Annotated in this window: 22 protein-coding genes; 14 read left to right on the top strand and 8 right to left on the bottom strand. The window is 43.6% G+C overall.

Annotation, left to right across the window (positions count from 1 at the left end):
* Positions 1 to 57: 57 nt before the first annotated feature.
* On the top strand, positions 58 to 561 hold the full coding sequence (locus EWU21_RS00540; RefSeq protein ID WP_130894842.1) for a phosphoribosyltransferase family protein: 504 nt from the start codon (positions 58 to 60) through the stop codon (positions 559 to 561).
* On the opposite strand, the gene EWU21_RS00535 is transcribed toward EWU21_RS00540, so the two are convergent.
* The 3 genes from EWU21_RS00535 to EWU21_RS00525 are packed head-to-tail and all read right to left on the bottom strand — an operon-like array spanning position 558 to position 2714.
* Positions 558 to 1316 (bottom strand): shikimate dehydrogenase family protein, encoded by a 759-nt coding sequence (locus tag EWU21_RS00535; RefSeq protein WP_130894841.1) that lies wholly within the window; start codon positions 1314 to 1316, stop codon positions 558 to 560. The two genes, EWU21_RS00540 and EWU21_RS00535, sit on opposite strands and share 4 nt — an antisense overlap.
* 1 nt (position 1317) lies before the next feature.
* Positions 1318 to 1947, bottom strand: a complete 630-nt coding sequence (locus EWU21_RS00530; protein WP_130894840.1) for a VTT domain-containing protein — start codon at positions 1945 to 1947, stop codon at positions 1318 to 1320.
* 5 nt (positions 1948 to 1952) lie between these two features.
* The gene (locus EWU21_RS00525; protein WP_130894839.1) at positions 1953 to 2714 is read right to left on the bottom strand and encodes a phosphosulfolactate synthase; all 762 of its coding nucleotides are present in this window, start codon (positions 2712 to 2714) and stop codon (positions 1953 to 1955) included.
* A gap of 180 nt (positions 2715 to 2894) precedes the next feature.
* Between EWU21_RS00525 and EWU21_RS00520 the strand changes: the two genes are divergently transcribed.
* A complete protein-coding gene (locus tag EWU21_RS00520) occupies positions 2895 to 3314 on the top strand; it encodes a DUF2147 domain-containing protein (RefSeq protein WP_130894838.1) in 420 nt (139 codons plus the stop codon).
* Positions 3315 to 3333: 19 nt separating this feature from the next.
* The gene (locus tag EWU21_RS00515) at positions 3334 to 3783 is read left to right on the top strand and encodes a PaaI family thioesterase (RefSeq protein WP_130894837.1); all 450 of its coding nucleotides are present in this window, start codon (positions 3334 to 3336) and stop codon (positions 3781 to 3783) included.
* On the opposite strand, the gene feoB is transcribed toward EWU21_RS00515, so the two are convergent.
* Together feoB and EWU21_RS00505 are read right to left on the bottom strand one after the other, a co-directional pair.
* Positions 3780 to 5906, bottom strand: a complete 2127-nt coding sequence (feoB, locus tag EWU21_RS00510) for a ferrous iron transport protein B (RefSeq protein ID WP_130894836.1) — start codon at positions 5904 to 5906, stop codon at positions 3780 to 3782. The two genes, EWU21_RS00515 and feoB, sit on opposite strands and share 4 nt — an antisense overlap.
* Positions 5907 to 5909: 3 nt before the next feature.
* Positions 5910 to 6137: a FeoA family protein gene (locus EWU21_RS00505; RefSeq protein WP_130894835.1), complete on the bottom strand. Its 228-nt coding sequence runs from the start codon at positions 6135 to 6137 to the stop codon at positions 5910 to 5912.
* 101 nt (positions 6138 to 6238) lie between these two features.
* Here EWU21_RS00505 and EWU21_RS00500 point away from each other — a divergent pair, with 101 nt between their 5' ends.
* Genes EWU21_RS00500 through EWU21_RS00470 form a run of 7 tightly spaced genes read left to right on the top strand, consistent with a single transcriptional unit; the run spans position 6239 to position 12280 of the window.
* Positions 6239 to 6907 carry a heme exporter protein CcmB gene (locus EWU21_RS00500; RefSeq protein WP_130894834.1) on the top strand — a complete coding sequence of 223 codons (669 nt, stop codon included), beginning with the start codon at positions 6239 to 6241 and terminating at the stop codon, positions 6905 to 6907.
* The gene (gene ccsA / locus EWU21_RS00495; RefSeq protein WP_130894833.1) at positions 6895 to 7563 is read left to right on the top strand and encodes a cytochrome c biogenesis protein; all 669 of its coding nucleotides are present in this window, start codon (positions 6895 to 6897) and stop codon (positions 7561 to 7563) included. The genes EWU21_RS00500 and ccsA (EWU21_RS00495) overlap by 13 nt, the downstream gene beginning before the upstream one ends.
* Positions 7563 to 7763, top strand: a complete 201-nt coding sequence (locus EWU21_RS00490) for a CcmD family protein (RefSeq protein WP_130894832.1) — start codon at positions 7563 to 7565, stop codon at positions 7761 to 7763. The genes ccsA (EWU21_RS00495) and EWU21_RS00490 overlap by 1 nt, the downstream gene beginning before the upstream one ends.
* A complete protein-coding gene (locus tag EWU21_RS00485; protein WP_130894831.1) occupies positions 7760 to 8203 on the top strand; it encodes a cytochrome c maturation protein CcmE domain-containing protein in 444 nt (147 codons plus the stop codon). Before EWU21_RS00490 ends, EWU21_RS00485 begins: the two co-directional genes overlap by 4 nt.
* A 1-nt stretch (position 8204) precedes the next feature.
* Positions 8205 to 10754: a cytochrome c biogenesis protein CcsA gene (ccsA, locus tag EWU21_RS00480; RefSeq protein ID WP_130894830.1), complete on the top strand. Its 2550-nt coding sequence runs from the start codon at positions 8205 to 8207 to the stop codon at positions 10752 to 10754.
* A 1-nt stretch (position 10755) separates the two neighbouring features.
* On the top strand, positions 10756 to 10974 hold the full coding sequence (locus tag EWU21_RS00475) for a hypothetical protein (protein ID WP_130894829.1): 219 nt from the start codon (positions 10756 to 10758) through the stop codon (positions 10972 to 10974).
* On the top strand, positions 10961 to 12280 hold the full coding sequence (locus EWU21_RS00470) for a hemolysin family protein (RefSeq protein ID WP_130894828.1): 1320 nt from the start codon (positions 10961 to 10963) through the stop codon (positions 12278 to 12280). The genes EWU21_RS00475 and EWU21_RS00470 overlap by 14 nt, the downstream gene beginning before the upstream one ends.
* On the opposite strand, the gene EWU21_RS00465 is transcribed toward EWU21_RS00470, so the two are convergent.
* Positions 12269 to 13357, bottom strand: a complete 1089-nt coding sequence (locus EWU21_RS00465) for a chorismate-binding protein (protein ID WP_130894827.1) — start codon at positions 13355 to 13357, stop codon at positions 12269 to 12271. The genes EWU21_RS00470 and EWU21_RS00465 overlap by 12 nt on opposite strands.
* On the bottom strand, positions 13357 to 13776 hold the full coding sequence (locus tag EWU21_RS00460) for a hotdog fold thioesterase (protein WP_130894826.1): 420 nt from the start codon (positions 13774 to 13776) through the stop codon (positions 13357 to 13359). The genes EWU21_RS00465 and EWU21_RS00460 overlap by 1 nt, the downstream gene beginning before the upstream one ends.
* 45 nt (positions 13777 to 13821) lie before the next feature.
* On the opposite strand from EWU21_RS00460, the gene EWU21_RS00455 reads away from it, so the two are divergent.
* Genes EWU21_RS00455 through EWU21_RS00445 form a run of 3 tightly spaced genes read left to right on the top strand, consistent with a single transcriptional unit; the run spans position 13822 to position 16269 of the window.
* Positions 13822 to 14475, top strand: a complete 654-nt coding sequence (locus EWU21_RS00455; RefSeq protein WP_130894825.1) for a histidine phosphatase family protein — start codon at positions 13822 to 13824, stop codon at positions 14473 to 14475.
* Complete coding sequence (locus tag EWU21_RS00450; protein WP_130894824.1) at positions 14475 to 15524, top strand: sensor histidine kinase; 1050 nt, start codon at positions 14475 to 14477, stop codon at positions 15522 to 15524. Before EWU21_RS00455 ends, EWU21_RS00450 begins: the two co-directional genes overlap by 1 nt.
* Before the next feature lie 7 nt (positions 15525 to 15531).
* Positions 15532 to 16269 (top strand): LytR/AlgR family response regulator transcription factor, encoded by a 738-nt coding sequence (locus tag EWU21_RS00445; protein ID WP_130894823.1) that lies wholly within the window; start codon positions 15532 to 15534, stop codon positions 16267 to 16269.
* Here EWU21_RS00445 and EWU21_RS00440 read toward each other — a convergent pair.
* Positions 16247 to 17329 carry an AI-2E family transporter gene (locus EWU21_RS00440; protein ID WP_130894822.1) on the bottom strand — a complete coding sequence of 361 codons (1083 nt, stop codon included), beginning with the start codon at positions 17327 to 17329 and terminating at the stop codon, positions 16247 to 16249. The two genes, EWU21_RS00445 and EWU21_RS00440, sit on opposite strands and share 23 nt — an antisense overlap.
* Before the next feature lie 67 nt (positions 17330 to 17396).
* On the opposite strand from EWU21_RS00440, the gene EWU21_RS00435 reads away from it, so the two are divergent.
* Positions 17397 to 18098, top strand: a complete 702-nt coding sequence (locus EWU21_RS00435) for a response regulator transcription factor (protein WP_130894821.1) — start codon at positions 17397 to 17399, stop codon at positions 18096 to 18098.
* The last annotated feature ends 10 nt before the right edge of the window (positions 18099 to 18108 follow it).

Here is an 18108-nt window from a genome sequence, read left to right as displayed (position 1 = left end):
GAAAATTGGATAATTTTGGTAATTTTAAATCGCACTATTTGAATTAAAGCAATACCTATGTCTGCCAAACAAGTTCTTGATGGCCCTGCCCTCCTCCAAAAAATCCGACGAATTGCCTTTCAAATCTATGAGAATAACTTCGAAGAGTCCGAAATTGTTATCGCAGGGATCGTAGGCGAGGGATTCGCTTTTGCCGAACTATTGTGCGAAGAGATCAAAAGTATCTCTAAAATCAAGGCGATTCCGGTGAAGATTGATTTAAATAAAGCGCAACCATACGATCATCCAGTGAAATTCGAAGGAGGGACGGATGCCCTGGAAAACAAGGTTATCATCGTGGTAGACGACGTGTTGAATACTGGCCGCACCTTCTCCTATAGTTTGGCTCCCTTCTTGAGCATGCACGTTAAGCGGATTCAGGTGGCAGTTATTGTGGATCGCAACTACAAGCGTTTCCCTATTTCAGCAGATTACAAAGGATACGAGCTTTCTACCACGCTTTCAGAGCATGTACAAGTGATCTTATCAGATCCCGCAAAAAGAGGAGTTTATTTAGCCTAGTTTTTCTGCCAAATTTCCCAAGCCTTATCGGCTTGGCCTTGCAACATCTCCAATCCGGCATAGATGCCTCCCACCTTGTGTTCTAGACCCACCTTCAAGAAAGCAGTTTCCAATGGGTTATAGACGATGTCGTATAAATAATGCTGCTTGTTCAATAAGTCGTAAGGGATAGGCGGTTTGTCATCTACCTTAGGAAACATACCCAGCGGTGTCGTATTTACAATCAAACCAATTTCCTCCATCAACTCAGGCATTTGTTCATAGGTCACCGTTTCATCTGAGGCTTGACGGGAAACCTTAATCACCTCGAATCCCATATCTTCTAAAGCCACAATGATCGCTTTCGCAGCGCCACCTTGACCTAATACACAGGCCTTCAGAGATCCGAAATTTTTGAATTTATCCCAAAACTCCACCGTGGTACGAAACCCCCAATAATCGGTATTATAACCACGGGTATAGCCATCAGAGGCGATTTTAATCGTATTAACAGCGCCTATTTGCGCCGCAGCTAAATCGATCTCATCGAGCAAAGGCATCACCAATTGCTTGTAAGGAATCGTTACATTCAACCCTTTTAGATTGGGATTCGCCACTAAAATGGCTTTAAACTCGTCAATACTAGGGATGGGGAATTGCTCATAAGCATGGGTTTCTGAGAGACCCAGCTTTTCAAATTTTTCCGTGAAATACGCTTTGGAAAAAGAATGACCTAAAGGATAACCAATCAGACCATATAAGTGTGAGATAGCCATCTTATTTGCGTTTTGAAATCAATCCCCAAAGAATGGGCAGAACAGATACTCCCACAATTCCTAAAACGACTTTCTCAAAATTTGCTTTCACAAATTCGTTATCTCCTAAGAAATAACCCGCCGCAGAAATACTGCTTACCCAGAGGGTCGCCCCTAAAAAGCCGTATAACAAATAGACCGGATAAGACATTCGACCCGCTCCTGCCACAAAGGGCGCTACGGTACGAACGATCGGGATGAATCGGGCCAGGATTACGGTTTTGGGACCATATTTGGCATAAAATGCTTCTGTCTCTTCTATGTGCTTGCGCTTCAAAAACAAGACCTGTTCGCGCTCCCGAATGATATTACTGAAATATTTACCGATAAAATAATTGACTTGATCCCCTAAAAGCGCCGCCCCGATTAACAAGGGAATCACCGTTCCAAGAGATAATTCTCCACTAGCCGCAGCTAATAAACCCACCGAGAACAACAAGGAATCGCCCGGCAAAAAAGGCATCACCACGAGCCCCGTTTCCACAAAAACAATCAGAAACAGGAGACCATAAGTCAATGCGCCATGAGCGGCAATGAATTCTGATAAAAACGTCAAAGGATCCTTTAAGAGATCTAACAAAAGCTGTAGCATCCGAACTATTTCGTTAAGAAGTGGTCAAATGTATCGCCACGTAATCCTAAACGAATCGTTTCAAGTGAAACTACTTCTTGCGGTGCAATATTTCCTACGTTCACGTTCGCTCCTACCAGTTTCACGAACCAAACTTGTTGCGACTTCTGCGGTGCTTCCCAGATGATTTTCTCCTCTGGAATCTCCGTTAAAATTTCTTCTACTAAGCCTTGACGCACTTCTCCAGACGAACGGAACAAACCCACATTACCACCCTCACGCGCCTCTCCGATCACCTTCCAGGCACCCGCCTCTAATTCCATGCGCATCAATTTGATCCACTTGTAGGGAGGAATAATTTTAGCTTCATCCTTCGAACCCACTTCAGAAAGAACGGTTACTTGCGTGGCTAAGGTGCGAATTAATTCACATTTGATATCAGACTCCATTTCGATTGAACCGTCCGAAACTTCGGCATATTCCATCCCATATTCGTCTAATACGCGACGGTAATCATCAAATTGCCCGCGAATATAAAACGCCTCAAATAAGGTTCCTCCAAAATACACTGGAATTCCAGCGGACTTATATAAAGCTAACTTTTCCTTCAAATTAGGGGTCACATAGGAAGTAGCCCAACCTAATTTGACGATATCTGTATAATCTGCGCCAGTTTCTAAGAAATCCTCCACTTGACGTAGACTTAGTCCTTTATCCATGACCATGGTTAAGCCTTTCTGACGAGGTTTAGCCGTGCGATCTGGAATTTGATTTAAATGATAATTCATATAGTTTATTAATGGATTGGTACGGTTTTGTGCCAAATATCCACAAAAATAAGCATTCCAAACGAGAGCCACAATTTTCCCTCGATTTCTACCTTAAAAAATAAACTTTTGGGGTCACGATTTGTTTAGTATTTTTGATCTTAAATTAGTGCTCTTCACCATCACAAAAAATACAAACGAATGAAAAAGTTTAGCTTAACTTTCCTTACACTGTTATTCGTATCTGTTTCTATTTTCGCTAATACGGCTTCTGATGCCATTCTAGGCGAATGGATTTCCCAAGATAAAGACGGAAAAATCATTATTTACAAACAAGGAGATCAATACCATGGAAAAATTTCCTGGGGCAAGACACCCGGAAGAAGAGATGGTAAAAATCCAGACGAAAAATTACGTAGTAGAGAACTACTAGGTGCCGTGATTTTAAAGAACTTCAAATTCACCGGTTCTGCCTGGGAAAACGGGACGATTTACGATCCTAACTCTGGAAAGACCTACGATTGCATCCTAAAAATAAAAGACGGGAACAAAACATTAGATATTCGCGGTTTTGTGGGTATCTCGATGTTTGGTAGAACTTCTACCTGGACACGCTCTTAATCTAATCATCCCGCCTAACATGGAACCAAACGAACAAGTTTTAGCCTACCTGAATCAAAATTTACACAAAAAAATCGCTGACGGAAATCCGGCTCCCATTGGAAAATGGTTAGACGGGACCTTAGTGAAAGCCGAAGCAGGTAAATTAACCGCTGAATTTGTGGTTAGACCAGATCAATTAAACCATGCAGGAGTAATCCATGGCGGTGTGATTTCTGCCATGTTAGATGAGATGATGGGAATGACACTGATTACCGCGAAGATCGACCACCTCTATGTGACGATTAATTTGTACATCGACTTTTTATACGGTGCAAAGGCGAACGAGGTTATTACTGTCACCACCGAGATTCACCGCGTGGGTAAGAAGATTGCTAATGTAGAAGCTAAATTGCATAATGCCCAAGGCAAACTGCTCGCAAAAGGAGTAAGTAACTTAGCGGCGACTTCGATTCCTTTCTCTTTCTAAGACAATAATTGGTAGACGGCGAAGGCTGATAAGTAGGCCAAAGCCGTCATATAGCCAAACTGAATCAAAGGATACTTCCACGACTTCGTCTCGCGGTAAGTCGTGGCAAGCGTACTCATACATTGCATCGCAAAAGCGTAGAAAATCAACAAGGAGAAACCTAAGGCCGCATCGTACATGGGCTTGCCTGTCGCCGGATTAATTTCTGCGCGCATCCGGTTTTTAATCGTTGCATTTTCATCATCCACTTCCCCTCCCATACTGTAGATGGTAGACATGGTTCCCACGAAGACTTCGCGGGCAGCAAAAGAAGTGATTAACGCAATCCCGATCTTCCAGTCATAGCCTAAAGGACGAATCACAGGCTCCACAAAATGACCAAAATGCCCCGCATACGAGTTCTCTAATTTCTCTGCTGAGATTTTATTTTGCAGCTTAACTCCTTGCAAAGTTGGATTTTCCTGGCGAACCCGAGCCTCAGCCTCCGCTATTTTATCACCAGGACCATAACTCGCTAATACCCAAAGCACAATCGAGATGGCCACAATAATCTTACCCGCTTCGAACACAAAAGCATTGACCGAATTAAAAATGGTCATCGCCACGTGCTTGAATCGAGGCCCCTTGTAGGTGGGCAATTCCATGATGAAATAGCTCTTTTCTTTGGCCTTTAAAATAACCTTCATCACCCAAGCAGAAACCAATGCCATGAAGAAGCCCAACAGGTACAGCCCAAATAAAGCCAAGCCTTGCAAATTAAATAAGCCAAATAGCGTATTTTTCTCCGGCACGACTAGGGCAATCAATACCGTATAAATAGGTAGACGTGCCGAGCATGACATCAAAGGAGTCACTAAAATAGTGATCAAACGATCCTTCCAAGAACCGATCGATCGCGTACTCATAATCGCCGGCACCGCACAAGCTACCCCAGAAATCAAGGGCACTACGGACTTTCCATTCAACCCAAATCGACGCATCAACTTGTCCATAATGAACATTACCCGTGACATATACCCCGTCTCCTCTAAGAGGGAAATGAACAAAAACAAAAAGGCGATTTGCGGAATGAAGATTAAAACGCCACCGATACCCGCTATCAAACCATCCGTTAATAAGGCGGTCAAAGCAGAATCAGGCAACACGCCTTTCAACCAATCATTCAACGCAGCCACTCCCCCGTCGATGGCGTCCATCGGATAGGTAGCCCACGTAAAAATGGCCTGGAACATCACGAAAAGAATAGCTAAAAAGAATACATAACCTCCCACCGGATGTAAAAAGAATTTATCCAATCGATCCGTCCAGGTCCGAACAGGTGCGGCATCCCATTGGCGATTTAAATTAATCACACAACGATCTACCACCTCCGTAATTTGCTCGTAACGCTTGACCGTCTCTTCCGATTGGTATTTCTTTGACGAAAAATGGTGCTTGTTTTGAATAGCATCGAACGATTCTCGCTGCTGTTTAGAGAACATTTTCATCCGATCATGTTCCATTAACCACAAAAGCGAACGATAAGTCTCCCCGTCCCCAAACTTTGCCTGCACCTCTTGAATGAGCTCCTCTGCGACCGGTAATGGAAGCGCATCGTTCGAAGCATAGCGATTTGCAAGCGACTTTACGACGGCTAGTTTCAGGCCATTTAAACCAATCCCTCGTTTAGCATTCACCTCTGCCACCTCCACATTTAGTTCACGTGCCAGCTTGATCGAGTTAATGACGTAGCCCTCATTTTCCGCGACATCAATCATGTTTAAGGCCAAAACCGTAGGTATACCTAGGTCTCGTACCTGCGAAAACAGCAATAAATTACGTTTTAAATTAGAGGCATCCGCCACCACGATGGCCATATCCGGAAAATCTGGATGGGTGGGATCCCCTAAGATATTGATCACTAATTCCTCGTCGATTGACTTCGGATAAATACTGTAGATACCTGGCAAATCTAAAATTTCTACCGGTCGCTTAGGCTCTAATTCCCAAATTCCCGTCAACTTTTCCATGGTCACCCCCGGAAAATTACCCGTCTTCTGATTCAATCCTGTTAAGGAATTGAATAGAGAGGATTTTCCTGCATTGGGATTTCCAATCAGTGCTATTTTAGGTGTTTTTGCCAAAATTTATGTTCGTTTAATCAGCATCGTTTCCGCCTCCTCCCGCCGCATAGACAGCGTGTAGGAACCAGAAACACGTATAGCGATCGGATCGCCGAAAGGTGCCAGATGGGTCAATACAACCTCCGTTCCCGGCAAACATCCCATTTCTAATAGCTTTAACGAAAGTGACTCGTCCGTGAAGCCCACTATCTCCCCCTTTTCTCCAATCTTCAAGTCGGCCAAGTTTACCATTCTCACTATTTAGAATAATTCAAAATTAGACACAAATGTACTAAGTATTTCTGAGCTAAAAAATGATACAAATAGTTTTTTCTGTCGTAAATTGCAGGTTCATGGCATTAACAGAAATTTTCGTGTTGATTCGCAAAGAAATGCAATTAGAGTGGCGCAACAAATATGCGATCCACGGGCTAGTGCTGTATTTAGCGGCGACCATTTTCATCTGCTATTTATCCTTTAAAGCCAAACAACAGTCTATCCATCCGATCATGTGGAATACGTTGTTTTGGATCATCCTTTTGTTCTCCGCCGTGAATGCGGTGGGCAAGAGTTTTACCCAAGAATCCGCGAACCGAAACATCTTCTATTATACGTTTGCGAAGCCTGAATCAGTTATTTTCAGTAAAATCATCTACAATACGTTAGTGATGCTGGGCGTATCCTTAATCGGCATTTTCTTTTATTCTTGGGTCATGGGGAATCCGGTGAGAAATATGCCATTGTATCTTGTTTCCCTACTTTTAGGTGCGATTGGGTTTGCATCTACTCTTTCTTTAGTGGCTGGAATCGCGGCACAGGGAGAAAATTCAGCCACTTTGATGGCGGTGATGAGCTTTCCGCTGATCATTCCGTTGCTTTTGTTATTATTAAAATTGTCTAAAAGCGCCCTTGACGGCATTTCACTCTCAGAAAACTGGGATGAGATCGCCATTTTAGGCGCTTTAGATATCATCGTTATTGTATTTTCTGGGATCCTTTTCCCGTATATATGGAAACAGTAAAACGCCAATATTGGAAGATTTTGTCGATCATTTTATTGATCTACACCGTCTATGCCGGTTTTAACGGACAAGTGCCGCGCCAACCGATCTTAAACGAGACGATCCGAAACCTGTATTTTCACGTGACGATGTGGTTCACGATGATTTTCCTGCTAGGAACATCTGTGTATCATTCGATTCAATATTTGCGCAAATCAGATTTGAAATCTGATCTGATTTCGAGTGCATATGTGGAGGTGGGAATGGTTTTCGCCATTTTAGGCTTGATTACGGGAAGTGTTTGGGCGAAGTTTACGTGGGGAGATTGGTGGACAAACGACCCAAAATTAAATTCCGTCGCGATCGGATTATTAATCTACCTAGCTTATTCGCTGGTACGTTCTTCGATGCCAGATGAGATGCAGAAAGCTCGCATTTCGTCGGTGTACAACATCTTTGCGTTCGTCATCTTTATGGTGTTGATTTGGATTTTGCCACGCATGACCGATTCCTTGCATCCAGGAAATGGCGGAAACCCGGCTTTTTCTAAAATGGACTTAGATAACCGCATGCGGATGGTTTTTTATCCAGCGATTATTGGCTGGACTTTATTGGGTTTTTGGATCGCGCAATTGCGTATCCGTATTAAAAACATAGAACAACAAAACGAGTTATAATGAAAGCTTTCCTTTTACTCTTATTATTAAGTTTCACGGCCAGCGCTCAAGCGAGCGATATCGAGATGGCAGATCAATTCCGTGCAGATGGAAAAATCTACGTAGTGATCGCGGTGGTTAGCGTCGTATTGATGGGCTTATTTGCCTATTTATTTCGTTTAGAGAGAAAAGTTACTGATTTAGAAAAACGCAGCAAATGAAAAAGACACACATCATCGGATTAATTTTAATTGCGGTTGCTATCGGCATCATTTTGATCACGACAGGCGACGCAAGTACTTATGTAGGTTTTGACGAAGCGGAACGCATTTCTCAGCAGGATCCGAACCAGAAAGTTCACGTGGTGGGAACCTTAAGAAAAGATGCAGCAGGTCAAATCGTGGGCTTAAATTACAACCCTGCCTTAGATGCGAATCGTTTAGAGTTTTTAGTGCAAGACAGTTTAGGCCGGGAAAATCAAGTGATTTATGCCGCTCCTAAGCCGCAGGATTTTGAGAAATCTGAGAAGATTGTACTCGTAGGCAGCATGCATTCTGACAAGGTTTTCTATTGCGATAAAATTCTATTAAAATGCCCTTCTAAGTACCAAGAAGGTAAAATTTCAGCAGACTCAAGCGCCTCAGTAGCAGCAAAAAATTAATATGATACACGAAACCATCGGTTCGGTCGGACATTTATTTGTTATTATTTCCTTCGTAACAGCGCTGTTAGCGACTTTTGCGTACTTTAAATCGACTCAATCAGCGAATGAATTAGAGAATGATTGGAAGAACACGGCGCGCGTTTTATTCGGGCTGCATTTCATCTCGGTGATTGTGGTGGCGGCAAGTCTTTTCGTCATCATTTATAACCATTATTTCGAATACCATTACGCCTTTACGCACTCCTCCTTGCAATTGCCTACCATGTTCATGATTTCCTGTTATTGGGAGGGACAAGAGGGTTCGTTTTTGCTGTGGATTTTTTGGCAAGCGGTTTTAGGACTGTTATTGATGATCAAAAATCCAAAGTGGGAGTCTCCTGTCATGACCGTTTTCGCACTAGTGCAGACGTTCTTGACTTCGATGATTTTAGGGGTCATTATTCCTTGGATTGATTTAAAAATAGGCTCCTCACCGTTCTTGTTGTTGCGCGAGGCGCAGCCCGATCTTCCGGTTTGGAGTATGCAACCGAATTTTATCCCTAAAGACGGACGCGGTCTGAATCCTTTACTTCAAAACTATTGGATGGTGATTCACCCGCCTACCTTGTTCTTAGGATTTGCGTTAACCTTGGTTCCGTTCGCGTATTTGATCGCAGGATTGTGGAAGAAGAAATTAACGGAATGGGTGATGCCCGCTTTGCCTTGGGCTTTATTTAGCGCCGGTGTTCTAGGGATAGGGATTATGATGGGTGCGTATTGGGCCTATGAGACTTTGAACTTTGGGGGCTATTGGAACTGGGATCCGGTAGAAAATGCGTCGTTCGTACCTTGGCTAGTCTTATTAGGGGCTATCCACACGATGATTGCCCACAAGACGTCTAGCTCAGCGTTAAAGACGTCGATCATTTTAGTGATTGCGACCTTCATTTTGGTCTTGTATTCGACCTTCTTAAATCGTTCTGGAATCTTAGGAAATGCCTCTGTACACTCCTTTACGGATTTAGGGCTTTCTGGACAACTGTTATTGTACATGGGAACCTTCCTTTTAGTGGCGATCGGCATGTCGATTTACCGTTGGAAGGATATACCTAAGGACCAAAAAGAACTGGGGACGTATAACCGCGAGTTTTGGGTTTTCGTAGGAGCAGCGGTTTTAGGATTGTCTGCTTTCCAATTAACGTTCACGACTTCGATTCCCGTTTATAATAAGATTGCCGAGGCCTTTGGCGTTCTTTCAAACATCGCCTTACCGGCAGATCAAGCGGAACACTATAGCAAGATCCAAATTTGGATTTTCTTAGCGGTGGCCATCTTAAGTGGCATCGGACAATATGTATGGTGGGGGAAAATCAAGCAGAGCACCACTTTCAAACCCTTGGTAAGTCCAGCGTTAGCGGCGACTTTATTGAGCGTGGTCTTCATTAACATTGGTAAGATTTATACGTTTTCGTACATCGCCTTGTTATGGAGCAGTTTATTCGCGGTTTTGGCGAACTTCAAAATCTTGTGGTTCTTGATTCGCGAGAAATTCTCCTTAGTGGGCGGAGCGCTGGCGCACGTAGGATTAGCGATTATGTTAATCGGAATTTTATTCTCCGCGGGTTATTCTAAAGTCGTATCGCTCAACCGCTCGGGTTTCGCGATCAGCACGAAAGTGGAAGAATTCACGAAGGATAACAATAAGGAAAACAAGGAGAACTTGCCGCTTTGGTTAGGTCAAGGAGCCCAAATGCAGGACTACCTAGTAACCTACAAAGGACGCCGCATCGAGGTGCGCGGACACAAGGGATACTTTAACAAGAATGATTTTGAGATTATCGAAGGCGATTTCCATGCTGTAGCTTTGAAAAACATCGAACGTGATGGCGTAAAAATCGCGACTAAAGGCGACACGGTAACGGTAGAACCAGAGAATACCTATTACGAATTAGAATTCAAGAACGAGGAAGGAAAAGCAGTTTCGCTCTTCCCGAGATGGCAAGTAAATCCGAAAATGGGCACAGCCATTTCCCCAGACGTGAAACACGCCTGGAACCACGATATTTATACCTACGTTTCACTTGATCCACGCTTAGCGGCAGAGGCAGGTTCTGAAAAACAATGGTCTCAGACAGAAGCTCAAACGGTCACAACTGGCGACACGCTTTTCATCAATGACTTCGTGGCGATCCTAAAGGATGTAACGCGTGTAACGAATGTGGATGGCGTAGAATTAGCGGAGAACGATGCGGCGGTTCAAGCGAACTTCCAAGTATTAGGCAAAAACTCACAGCAATTTACCTTAAGCCCTATCTTCGTGATTAAAGGGGGAATGGTCGCGATGCCCGCCTTCGAAAGTGAGGAAACAGGCATTAAGATTAAATTCACAGGTATTAACCCGCAAGCGCAGGAGTTTGGTTTTGCTTGGAATACCACCCAACAGGAATTAATCGTCGTGAAAGCCTTAGAGAAACCCTACATTAATTTAGTGTGGATCGGATCTATCTTGATTTTCATCGGTTTATTTATTGCGACGTATCGCCGTTTAAAACCCGCGACCGCGGCTTAATATGGGAAAGAAAGAAATCTTAAGTTTAGCTGCCGCTGTTGGATTCATCCTAATTTGGATCATCGATTTAAATAGTCCTACACCCGCGGAAGTAAAGGGACAGTTCTGGGGAGAGATTTTCTACCACTATGGCTGGTTAATGTATGGCGTAGGCTGCTTGTTCTATTACCAATTCGCAAAGAACGAACGGATCAAAAAAGAGAAAGATGGAAACAAGTAATATCAGTTTGGATAATGCTCAAATCATCGGCATCATCGCTTCCATGGTCTTTTCTGCCTTCTTTTCTGGCGTCGAGATGGCCTTCGTATCTTCGAACAAATTGTATTTCGAACTCAAGGCGAAGCAGGATATTTTAAGTGCTAAAATCATTGCTAATTTCAACCAGCAGCCCTCCCGTTTTATCGGTACCATGCTCATCGGAAATACCTTGTCACTCGTGGCCTACGGTATTTTTATGGAGGAGTTTTTACACCATGTTGTCTTGCATTTTCTGTCGTTAAATGAAATTTTGGCGCGTTTGATTGCGACCATCGTGGCGACCATCCTCATTTTGATGACTTCAGAATTTACCCCTAAAAGTGTCTTCTTAATTAATCCTGATGCCATTTTAGAATTTTTAGCTGTACCTATTTGGGTGATTTACACCTTGATGTTTCCCTTAGTTTGGGTGACCGTGGGTCTTTCTAAATGGTTCATCACGAAAGTTCTTCGATTAAGTTATTCGGAGGAGAAACCGGCCTTTGGTTTGACGGATTTAAACCATTACCTCCAAAACCTAAACCGCAAAGTCTCCACCGAACAGGAAGCCGAGGTGGACCACAAAATCTTCCACAATGCCCTCGAGTTTAAGCAGGTAAAAGTGCGGGATTGTATGATTCCGAGAACGGAGATTACAGCCATTGATGTAGAGGATGGCATCGAGAAGTTAAAAGAAGTATTCTTAGAAAGTGGTCACTCGAAAGTTTTAGTATTCAAAGAAACTTTAGAAGAAGTGTTGGGCTATTGCCATTCTTTGGCCCTATTTAAAAAACCCAAAGACCTTCAATCCATCCTAACTAGCATTCCGATCGTCCCAGAGGCGATGCCGGCGAATGATTTAATGATCAAGTTCTCGAAAGAGCGTAAATCGCTGGCTTTAGTGGTGGATGAATTCGGTTCGACGAGCGGTTTAGTGAGTATGGAAGATGTGATGGAACAGATTTTTGGGGAGATTCAAGATGAATACGATGACTCGGAGGACTGGATCGAAAAGCAAATCGATGAGACGACTTTCGTTCTCTCAGGCCGTCACGAAATCGACTATTTGAACGAAAAATACGAGTGGAATCTACCTGAAGGGGATTACGAAACCTTAGGAGGGATGCTAATTAGCTTATATGAGGATATTCCACAAGTCAATGAGTTGATTACCTTAGCGCCGTTCCAATTCCAAATCTTAACGACCACAGACGCGCGCATCGATACGGTGAAAGTCATGATTACGGGAAAGATCACTCAAGCGCCTTCTTCGGAATTATTGCATTAATACCCGCTGCAAGGTCTGGCATTTCATTTGTGTTTCCTGCCATTCTTTCGCTGGATTAGAATCTTCCGTGATCCCACATCCGGCATAGAACACCGCGTGGTTTTCTTTGATCTCTACCGTGCGCAAATTCACGAATAAATGCGTCGCTTTTCCAAGGTTCACTGGCCCTAAATACCCAGAATACATCGAACGATTGTGACTTTCGGTCTTGGAGATAAAATCAACGGCCTCCTGTTTAGGCGTTCCACAAACCGCGGAAGTCGGATGCAATAAACCCAGCATCAAACCGGGCAACTGTGGAAAATCCATCGCCTTCGTATCAACCATATACTCCGTTTTCAGGTGCAATAAGTTTCCGGTAGAAATCGTCTTAGGGCCTATTTCCGTATATTCTCTTAGTCGAATCTTCTTAAAGCAATCAATGATATAGCGACTAACGAAAGCCTGTTCTTCGATCTCTTTTGTAGACCAACGCGCCTGGGAAGGGGCTATCGCAAACCCATCCGCATCTACTCCAGATTGTGTCCCTGCTAATGAAATCGTACGGAAAATTCCCTCCGCATTTTGTTCTACTAAAATCTCTGGGGTCGCACACATCCAAACTCCCCCTAAAGCCGGAATAGACAAGGCGCAAACAAAGGCCGTGGGATAGGCCGCACCTAATTCTTCAAGCGCCGTCATCACATCGAAGGAGGCTGGTAATTCTTGCTCGTCCGTTCTAGATAAAACGACTTTCTGCAAGGGTCCCTTTTTAATCGCCTGAATAGCCTCTGCTACCCAGCCCATAAATTCCGTTTTCTTGGACTGATTTTCTGGGGGTGCTACGTAAGGTGTAGGAAGTTCTCTTGCTTGAAGCGTAAAAGAGCTTAAAGAATCCGCACGTAAAAAATAAGGTAAACCAATGAAAGGTGCAGCTAAGAAGCCAGAGGACAACTCGTCGAGATTCCAGCCCTCCTGTAGTCGTGTTCCTCCTGAAAAATCTTGTACTAAAAAGGCCTCCGCGCAATGCGGCAAGCGCCAAGCAGCCATCGCTGCCCCTTTAGCTATTCCTTCCTCCCAAGCGAATCCATCTTTCATTATAAGGGTATAATCGCCACCGTCAAACGGCTAGCACAAATCAAATTTTCTTCCTCGTCGTGAATCTTAATCTCATACACATGAATCTTACGACCGATACGCAATGGAATACATGTCCCAATCACATAACCACCCCGCGCAGACTTCAAATGGTTCGCATTGATCTCCACTCCCACTCCTGTTTCCGCCTTCGGATCTTTAACGGCCAAAACGACCGCCACGCTTCCCAAAGTTTCCGCTAATACCACGGAAGCTCCCCCATGTAACAAACCGAGTGGCTGTTTTGTTCGGTGATCGACCGGCATTTTGGCCTTAATAAATCCAGGCTGAATTTCCGTAAACTCAATACCCAAATGCTCGATCATATTTCCCTTCGACATCGAATTCAATGTGTCTAGGGAGATGGAAGTATTAAACATATATTTCGTAATTTTGGCTAAAATTCGGAATAAAATACGATTAATATGCAAGCTCGGCCTGATTTAGTGAAAGATATTTACCTGATTCGCCACGGCGAAACAGAATACAATCGGAAGGGGGTCGTGCAGGGCAGTGGGATTGATGCAGATTTAAATGAGTTAGGCCAAAAACAGGCTGCCGCTTTTTTTGCGCACTACAAAGATCTCCCGATTGATAAAATCTATACTTCAGCTTTGCGCAGAACGCATCAATCGGTGAAAGGGTTTATCGACAAAGGTTTGCCATGGGAGCAACACGCAGGCTTAAACGAAATTTCTTGGGGAAATAAGGAAGGTAAATCACCTAATACGGAGGATGATTTATACTATAAAAACCTAACGAAGACCTGGCGCGAGGGCAATGTCCACGTTCAATCCGAAGAGGGGGAAAGTCCAGTGGAAGTTTTAGAACGCCAAAAGCCAGTGGTCGACCTTCTCCTGTCTAGACCGGAAGAAAAAGCTATTTTAATCGCGATGCACGGTCGTGCGATGCGGGTTTTATTAACCCATTTATTTAACGCGCCACTCCACCATATGGATCAGTATGCGCACCAAAACCTGTGCCTCTACCACCTGCAATACGATTATACTGCGCAGGAATTTAGGCTATTAAAAGGTAACTGCGTCATTCACCTAGAGGATTTACCGCAATCAATGTAATGATGTTAAGACAACGAATGTATTGGGCGTTGCAATCCGGCGGGTGGTTCGCTTGGATGCTCAATGAAGCGGTGTTATACACGAATCAATACGGCTGGCACTGGGCGTGGTTGTATGCGTCTCTAGCAAACATCTCCCTAGCCATCTTGCTTACCCATCAATACAAGCGAATAACAAAGCAGTTTGCTTGGCAGGATTTGCCTCTTTTTGCCATGTTGCGTAATCATTTCATCGCCCTTTGTGTGATGGCGACTTGCCTGGTTGCGTTGAATTTGCCCATCGATCAATACTTATTAGGAGAGAATTTTGAAGTCCAAATGAGCCCCTTCATCATCACGCAGTACCTCTTTAACTTTATGAAGCCGCTCGCGATTTGGATGTTGATCTATTTCTTCTTCCAATATTCGAAAAAGCAACTCGTGATGGAGCGAGAAAATAATCAACTCGAACGCGCCATTCAAGAAACCGAGGGCAAGGTCTTGCGCGCGCAGATGAATCCCCATTTCGTATTCAATGCTCTCAATAGCATTCGTGCCTTAATCACAGAGGATCCGGCTAAGGCCAAAAAAGGGATCAACCAACTCTCCAAACTACTCCGCAGCTCCCTGCTCACTGAGCGTAAAAAGACCATCTCCATCGCAGAAGAATTAGACACGATTATCGACTATTTGAACCTAGAAAAGATTCGCTATGAGGAGCGCCTGACTTGGAAATTAGACGTCGCGAAGGAAATAAATCAAGCCCAGATTCCGCCTATGTTATTGCAGACTTTGGTGGAGAATGCGATCAAACACGGGATTGCTCATTCTTCAAAGGAAGGATTAATCGAAATTAAGGGTGAGGTGATTGGTGATCAAATTCAATTACAAGTGATTAATCCGGGACATTTGAAAATTCGTGGGGAATCCACGGGCATCGGTTTAATAAACTCCCAAAACAGACTCACTTTATTGTTCGGTGAGACCGCTCATATTGACTTAAAACCTTTGGACAAAATTCGCGTCCTCGCTTCCGTCACGATTCCGTATCTTGCTGAAACAATAGCCTAAATCCCCTATGAAAGCCATCATTGTAGACGACGAGCGCCTTGCCAGAAATGAACTGAAACGTTTATTAGAGAATTTTCCGTCCATCGAGGTAATCGGTGAAGCGGCGAATACGGACGAGGCGAGTCAACTCATCGAAGAATTACAACCTGATGTGGTCTTTTTAGACATCCAAATGCCTGGCAAAACGGGTTTTGAATGGCTAGAAGAATGGGATGGTTTTCTGCCTGAAATTATTTTCACAACCGCTTTTGATGAATATGCGCTGAAGGCATTCGAAGTGAACGCTTTGGATTATGTCTTAAAACCGATCGAGTTAGCGCGATTAAGTGAAAGTATTCAAAAATTAGAATCCCGTTTTCAGCGTCCAGCTTCCACAGAAAAATCGGTTACAGCCAATCACGTATTAGGCGGTAATGACCAGATTTTTGTGAAAGACGGGGAGAAATGTTGGTTTGTGCGCTTGGATCGCGTGCGCTTGTGTGAATCGATGGGGAATTATGTTCGTTTGTTTTTTGACGACCAAAAACCTCTCGTCCTCAAATCCCTCAACTCTTTAGAGGAGCGTTTAGATCCGAAATTATTCTTCCGTTGCAACCGTAAACACATCGTGAACCTGAACTTCATTGAGAAGATTGAACCTTGGTTTTCCGGTGGACTACAAGTAACCTTAAAAGGCGAAAAAGCAGAGAAAATAGAAATTTCCCGCCGGCAATCGATCCGCTTTAAGGAGCTTTTGTCTCTTTAGAACTTTTAGTGGTTCTCGCTGGAGCTTCCCCTAACAAGAATCCATAGGGTGCTAGATTAGGGATGGAATCAAAAATCACTTTCATCACAGCCGTGAGTGGAAGTGCTAAAATCAATCCTGGAATTCCCCATAGTAATTCTCCACATAACAAGGCCAGCATCGCCACCATCGGGTTCATACTCACTTTCGATCCCACCACAAGAGGCGTGATAAAATTCGCTTCAATAAACTGAGCCGCCGCTACCCACGCCACCACGGCTAACGCATGCGATGGACTCAAAGTCACCAAGCTCAATAAGATAGGAAGCAAAGCACCCATCCAAATGCCTATATATGGAATCAATAAAAGTATTCCTGTCAAAAATCCGAAAAACACCGGATATTCCACTCCAATCCACCAAAATCCGACCGAATTCAACACGCCTACAATTAACATAACAACCAGCAATCCGACTAAATAACCTTGCACCACGGATCCCGTTTTTTCCATCACTTTCGTTAAGACTTGTGCTTCCGTCTTAGGAAACACTTTCTGCAAAAAGCTTTCAAAAAAATCGCGGTAAAACAAAAAGAAAAAGGTGAAAACCGGCACTAAAATGAGGGCCGTTACCGTATGCAAAGCGGTCGAAAATGTGGTGCTAATAATCACTCCAGAGTTTTTCAACAAGGCCATCAACTCATTACTCAGCTCTAACATTTGCTTCCGACGCGAGATATTGAAATTAGCTGAAATAAAGGACTGCAAGCTGGAGATCCACTTTTCGGCTTTTTTTGCGAAGAGAGGAAACTCAGAGGAGAATTCCATGATTTGTATTCCTGCGACAAAAAGCAAAGAGGAAATCAGAGCAAAGGTCAGCAAGATGGCGATGAAGATGGACAGGGCGCGGGGAAAACCTTTGGCCTCCATCCATTTACTCGCAGGCAATAACAAAAGGGAGAGAACGAGCGCAAAAGAAAGTAAAATCAACAAGTCCTGAAGTAGATAAGCCGCAGCAATAATCAAAGCCATCGATAAGAGGGCGTTAGATAAACGGGACGAATAAGCGGTGTTGTTTGACATATCTAATAAATTAACAATTACATAACATACGACTTCCTATATTTGTGTCGTAATCCGTTCACAACCTATGGCACAAGCTTCACCCGCATACAAAATTCTACTCGTAGATGATGATGCAGACATTTTGGAGTTATTGGAATACAATTTACTAAAAGAAAACTTTCTTTTAGCAAAAGCAACAAATGGAAAAGAGGCCATCGCTGCCGCGAAAACGTTCCAACCGCATTTAATCATCATGGATGTCATGATGCCAGAAATGGATGGCATCGAAGCAGCACGCCAAATCAAATCAAATCCCGAATTCAAAAATACACTCATCCTGTTCCTTACGGCACGTGGTGAAGAGTACACCGAAATCGCTGCTTTTGAAAGTGGAGCCACAGATTATGTCGTAAAACCGATCAAATTACGTGCCTTAATTAGCCGAATCAACGCCTTACTAACACGTGAAGTAGCTGTTCCTGAGTCGAAAAACGACGTTATTTCCATCGGAGATTTAGTCATTGACCGCGTGCAATATGCAGCGACATTCCAAGGAAGAGCCTTGATTTTACCTAAAAAGGAATTTGAATTGCTTTCTTTCTTAGCCAAGAACCCGAATAAGGTATTTAACCGTGATGAATTATTAGAAAAGGTGTGGGGATCAGATGTATTCGTAGTGGAACGCACGGTGGATGTACATATCCGTAAATTGCGCGAAAAAATCCCAGAATATTACATCAAAACATTGAAGGGGGTAGGCTATTTATTTTCAATCGACAAAGCCTAATTGCCCATTT

Source organism: Aquirufa antheringensis (genome assembly GCF_004307425.1).
In the GTDB taxonomy this organism is placed as follows: domain Bacteria; phylum Bacteroidota; class Bacteroidia; order Cytophagales; family Spirosomataceae; genus Aquirufa; species Aquirufa antheringensis.
This window is presented reverse-complemented; position numbering and strand designations above follow the sequence as displayed.

Bases quoted from the DNA above. Each gene is read 5' to 3' on its own strand.
- EWU21_RS00540 (WP_130894842.1), top strand. From the start codon at position 58: ATGTCTGCCAAACAAGTTCTTGATGGCCCTGCCCTCCTCCAAAAAATC.
- EWU21_RS00535 (WP_130894841.1), bottom strand. From the start codon at position 1,316: ATGGCTATCTCACACTTATATGGTCTGATTGGTTATCCTTTAGGTCAT.
- EWU21_RS00530 (WP_130894840.1), bottom strand. From the start codon at position 1,947: ATGCTACAGCTTTTGTTAGATCTCTTAAAGGATCCTTTGACGTTTTTA.
- EWU21_RS00525 (WP_130894839.1), bottom strand. From the start codon at position 2,714: ATGAATTATCATTTAAATCAAATTCCAGATCGCACGGCTAAACCTCGT.
- EWU21_RS00520 (WP_130894838.1), top strand. From the start codon at position 2,895: ATGAAAAAGTTTAGCTTAACTTTCCTTACACTGTTATTCGTATCTGTT.
- EWU21_RS00515 (WP_130894837.1), top strand. From the start codon at position 3,334: ATGGAACCAAACGAACAAGTTTTAGCCTACCTGAATCAAAATTTACAC.
- EWU21_RS00505 (WP_130894835.1), bottom strand. From the start codon at position 6,137: ATGGTAAACTTGGCCGACTTGAAGATTGGAGAAAAGGGGGAGATAGTG.
- EWU21_RS00500 (WP_130894834.1), top strand. From the start codon at position 6,239: ATGGCATTAACAGAAATTTTCGTGTTGATTCGCAAAGAAATGCAATTA.
- ccsA (WP_130894833.1), top strand. From the start codon at position 6,895: ATGGAAACAGTAAAACGCCAATATTGGAAGATTTTGTCGATCATTTTA.
- EWU21_RS00490 (WP_130894832.1), top strand. From the start codon at position 7,563: ATGAAAGCTTTCCTTTTACTCTTATTATTAAGTTTCACGGCCAGCGCT.
- EWU21_RS00485 (WP_130894831.1), top strand. From the start codon at position 7,760: ATGAAAAAGACACACATCATCGGATTAATTTTAATTGCGGTTGCTATC.
- ccsA (WP_130894830.1), top strand. From the start codon at position 8,205: ATGATACACGAAACCATCGGTTCGGTCGGACATTTATTTGTTATTATT.
- EWU21_RS00475 (WP_130894829.1), top strand. From the start codon at position 10,756: ATGGGAAAGAAAGAAATCTTAAGTTTAGCTGCCGCTGTTGGATTCATC.
- EWU21_RS00470 (WP_130894828.1), top strand. From the start codon at position 10,961: ATGGAAACAAGTAATATCAGTTTGGATAATGCTCAAATCATCGGCATC.
- EWU21_RS00465 (WP_130894827.1), bottom strand. From the start codon at position 13,357: ATGAAAGATGGATTCGCTTGGGAGGAAGGAATAGCTAAAGGGGCAGCG.
- EWU21_RS00460 (WP_130894826.1), bottom strand. From the start codon at position 13,776: ATGTTTAATACTTCCATCTCCCTAGACACATTGAATTCGATGTCGAAG.
- EWU21_RS00455 (WP_130894825.1), top strand. From the start codon at position 13,822: ATGCAAGCTCGGCCTGATTTAGTGAAAGATATTTACCTGATTCGCCAC.
- EWU21_RS00450 (WP_130894824.1), top strand. From the start codon at position 14,475: ATGATGTTAAGACAACGAATGTATTGGGCGTTGCAATCCGGCGGGTGG.
- EWU21_RS00445 (WP_130894823.1), top strand. From the start codon at position 15,532: ATGAAAGCCATCATTGTAGACGACGAGCGCCTTGCCAGAAATGAACTG.
- EWU21_RS00440 (WP_130894822.1), bottom strand. From the start codon at position 17,329: ATGTCAAACAACACCGCTTATTCGTCCCGTTTATCTAACGCCCTCTTA.
- EWU21_RS00435 (WP_130894821.1), top strand. From the start codon at position 17,397: ATGGCACAAGCTTCACCCGCATACAAAATTCTACTCGTAGATGATGAT.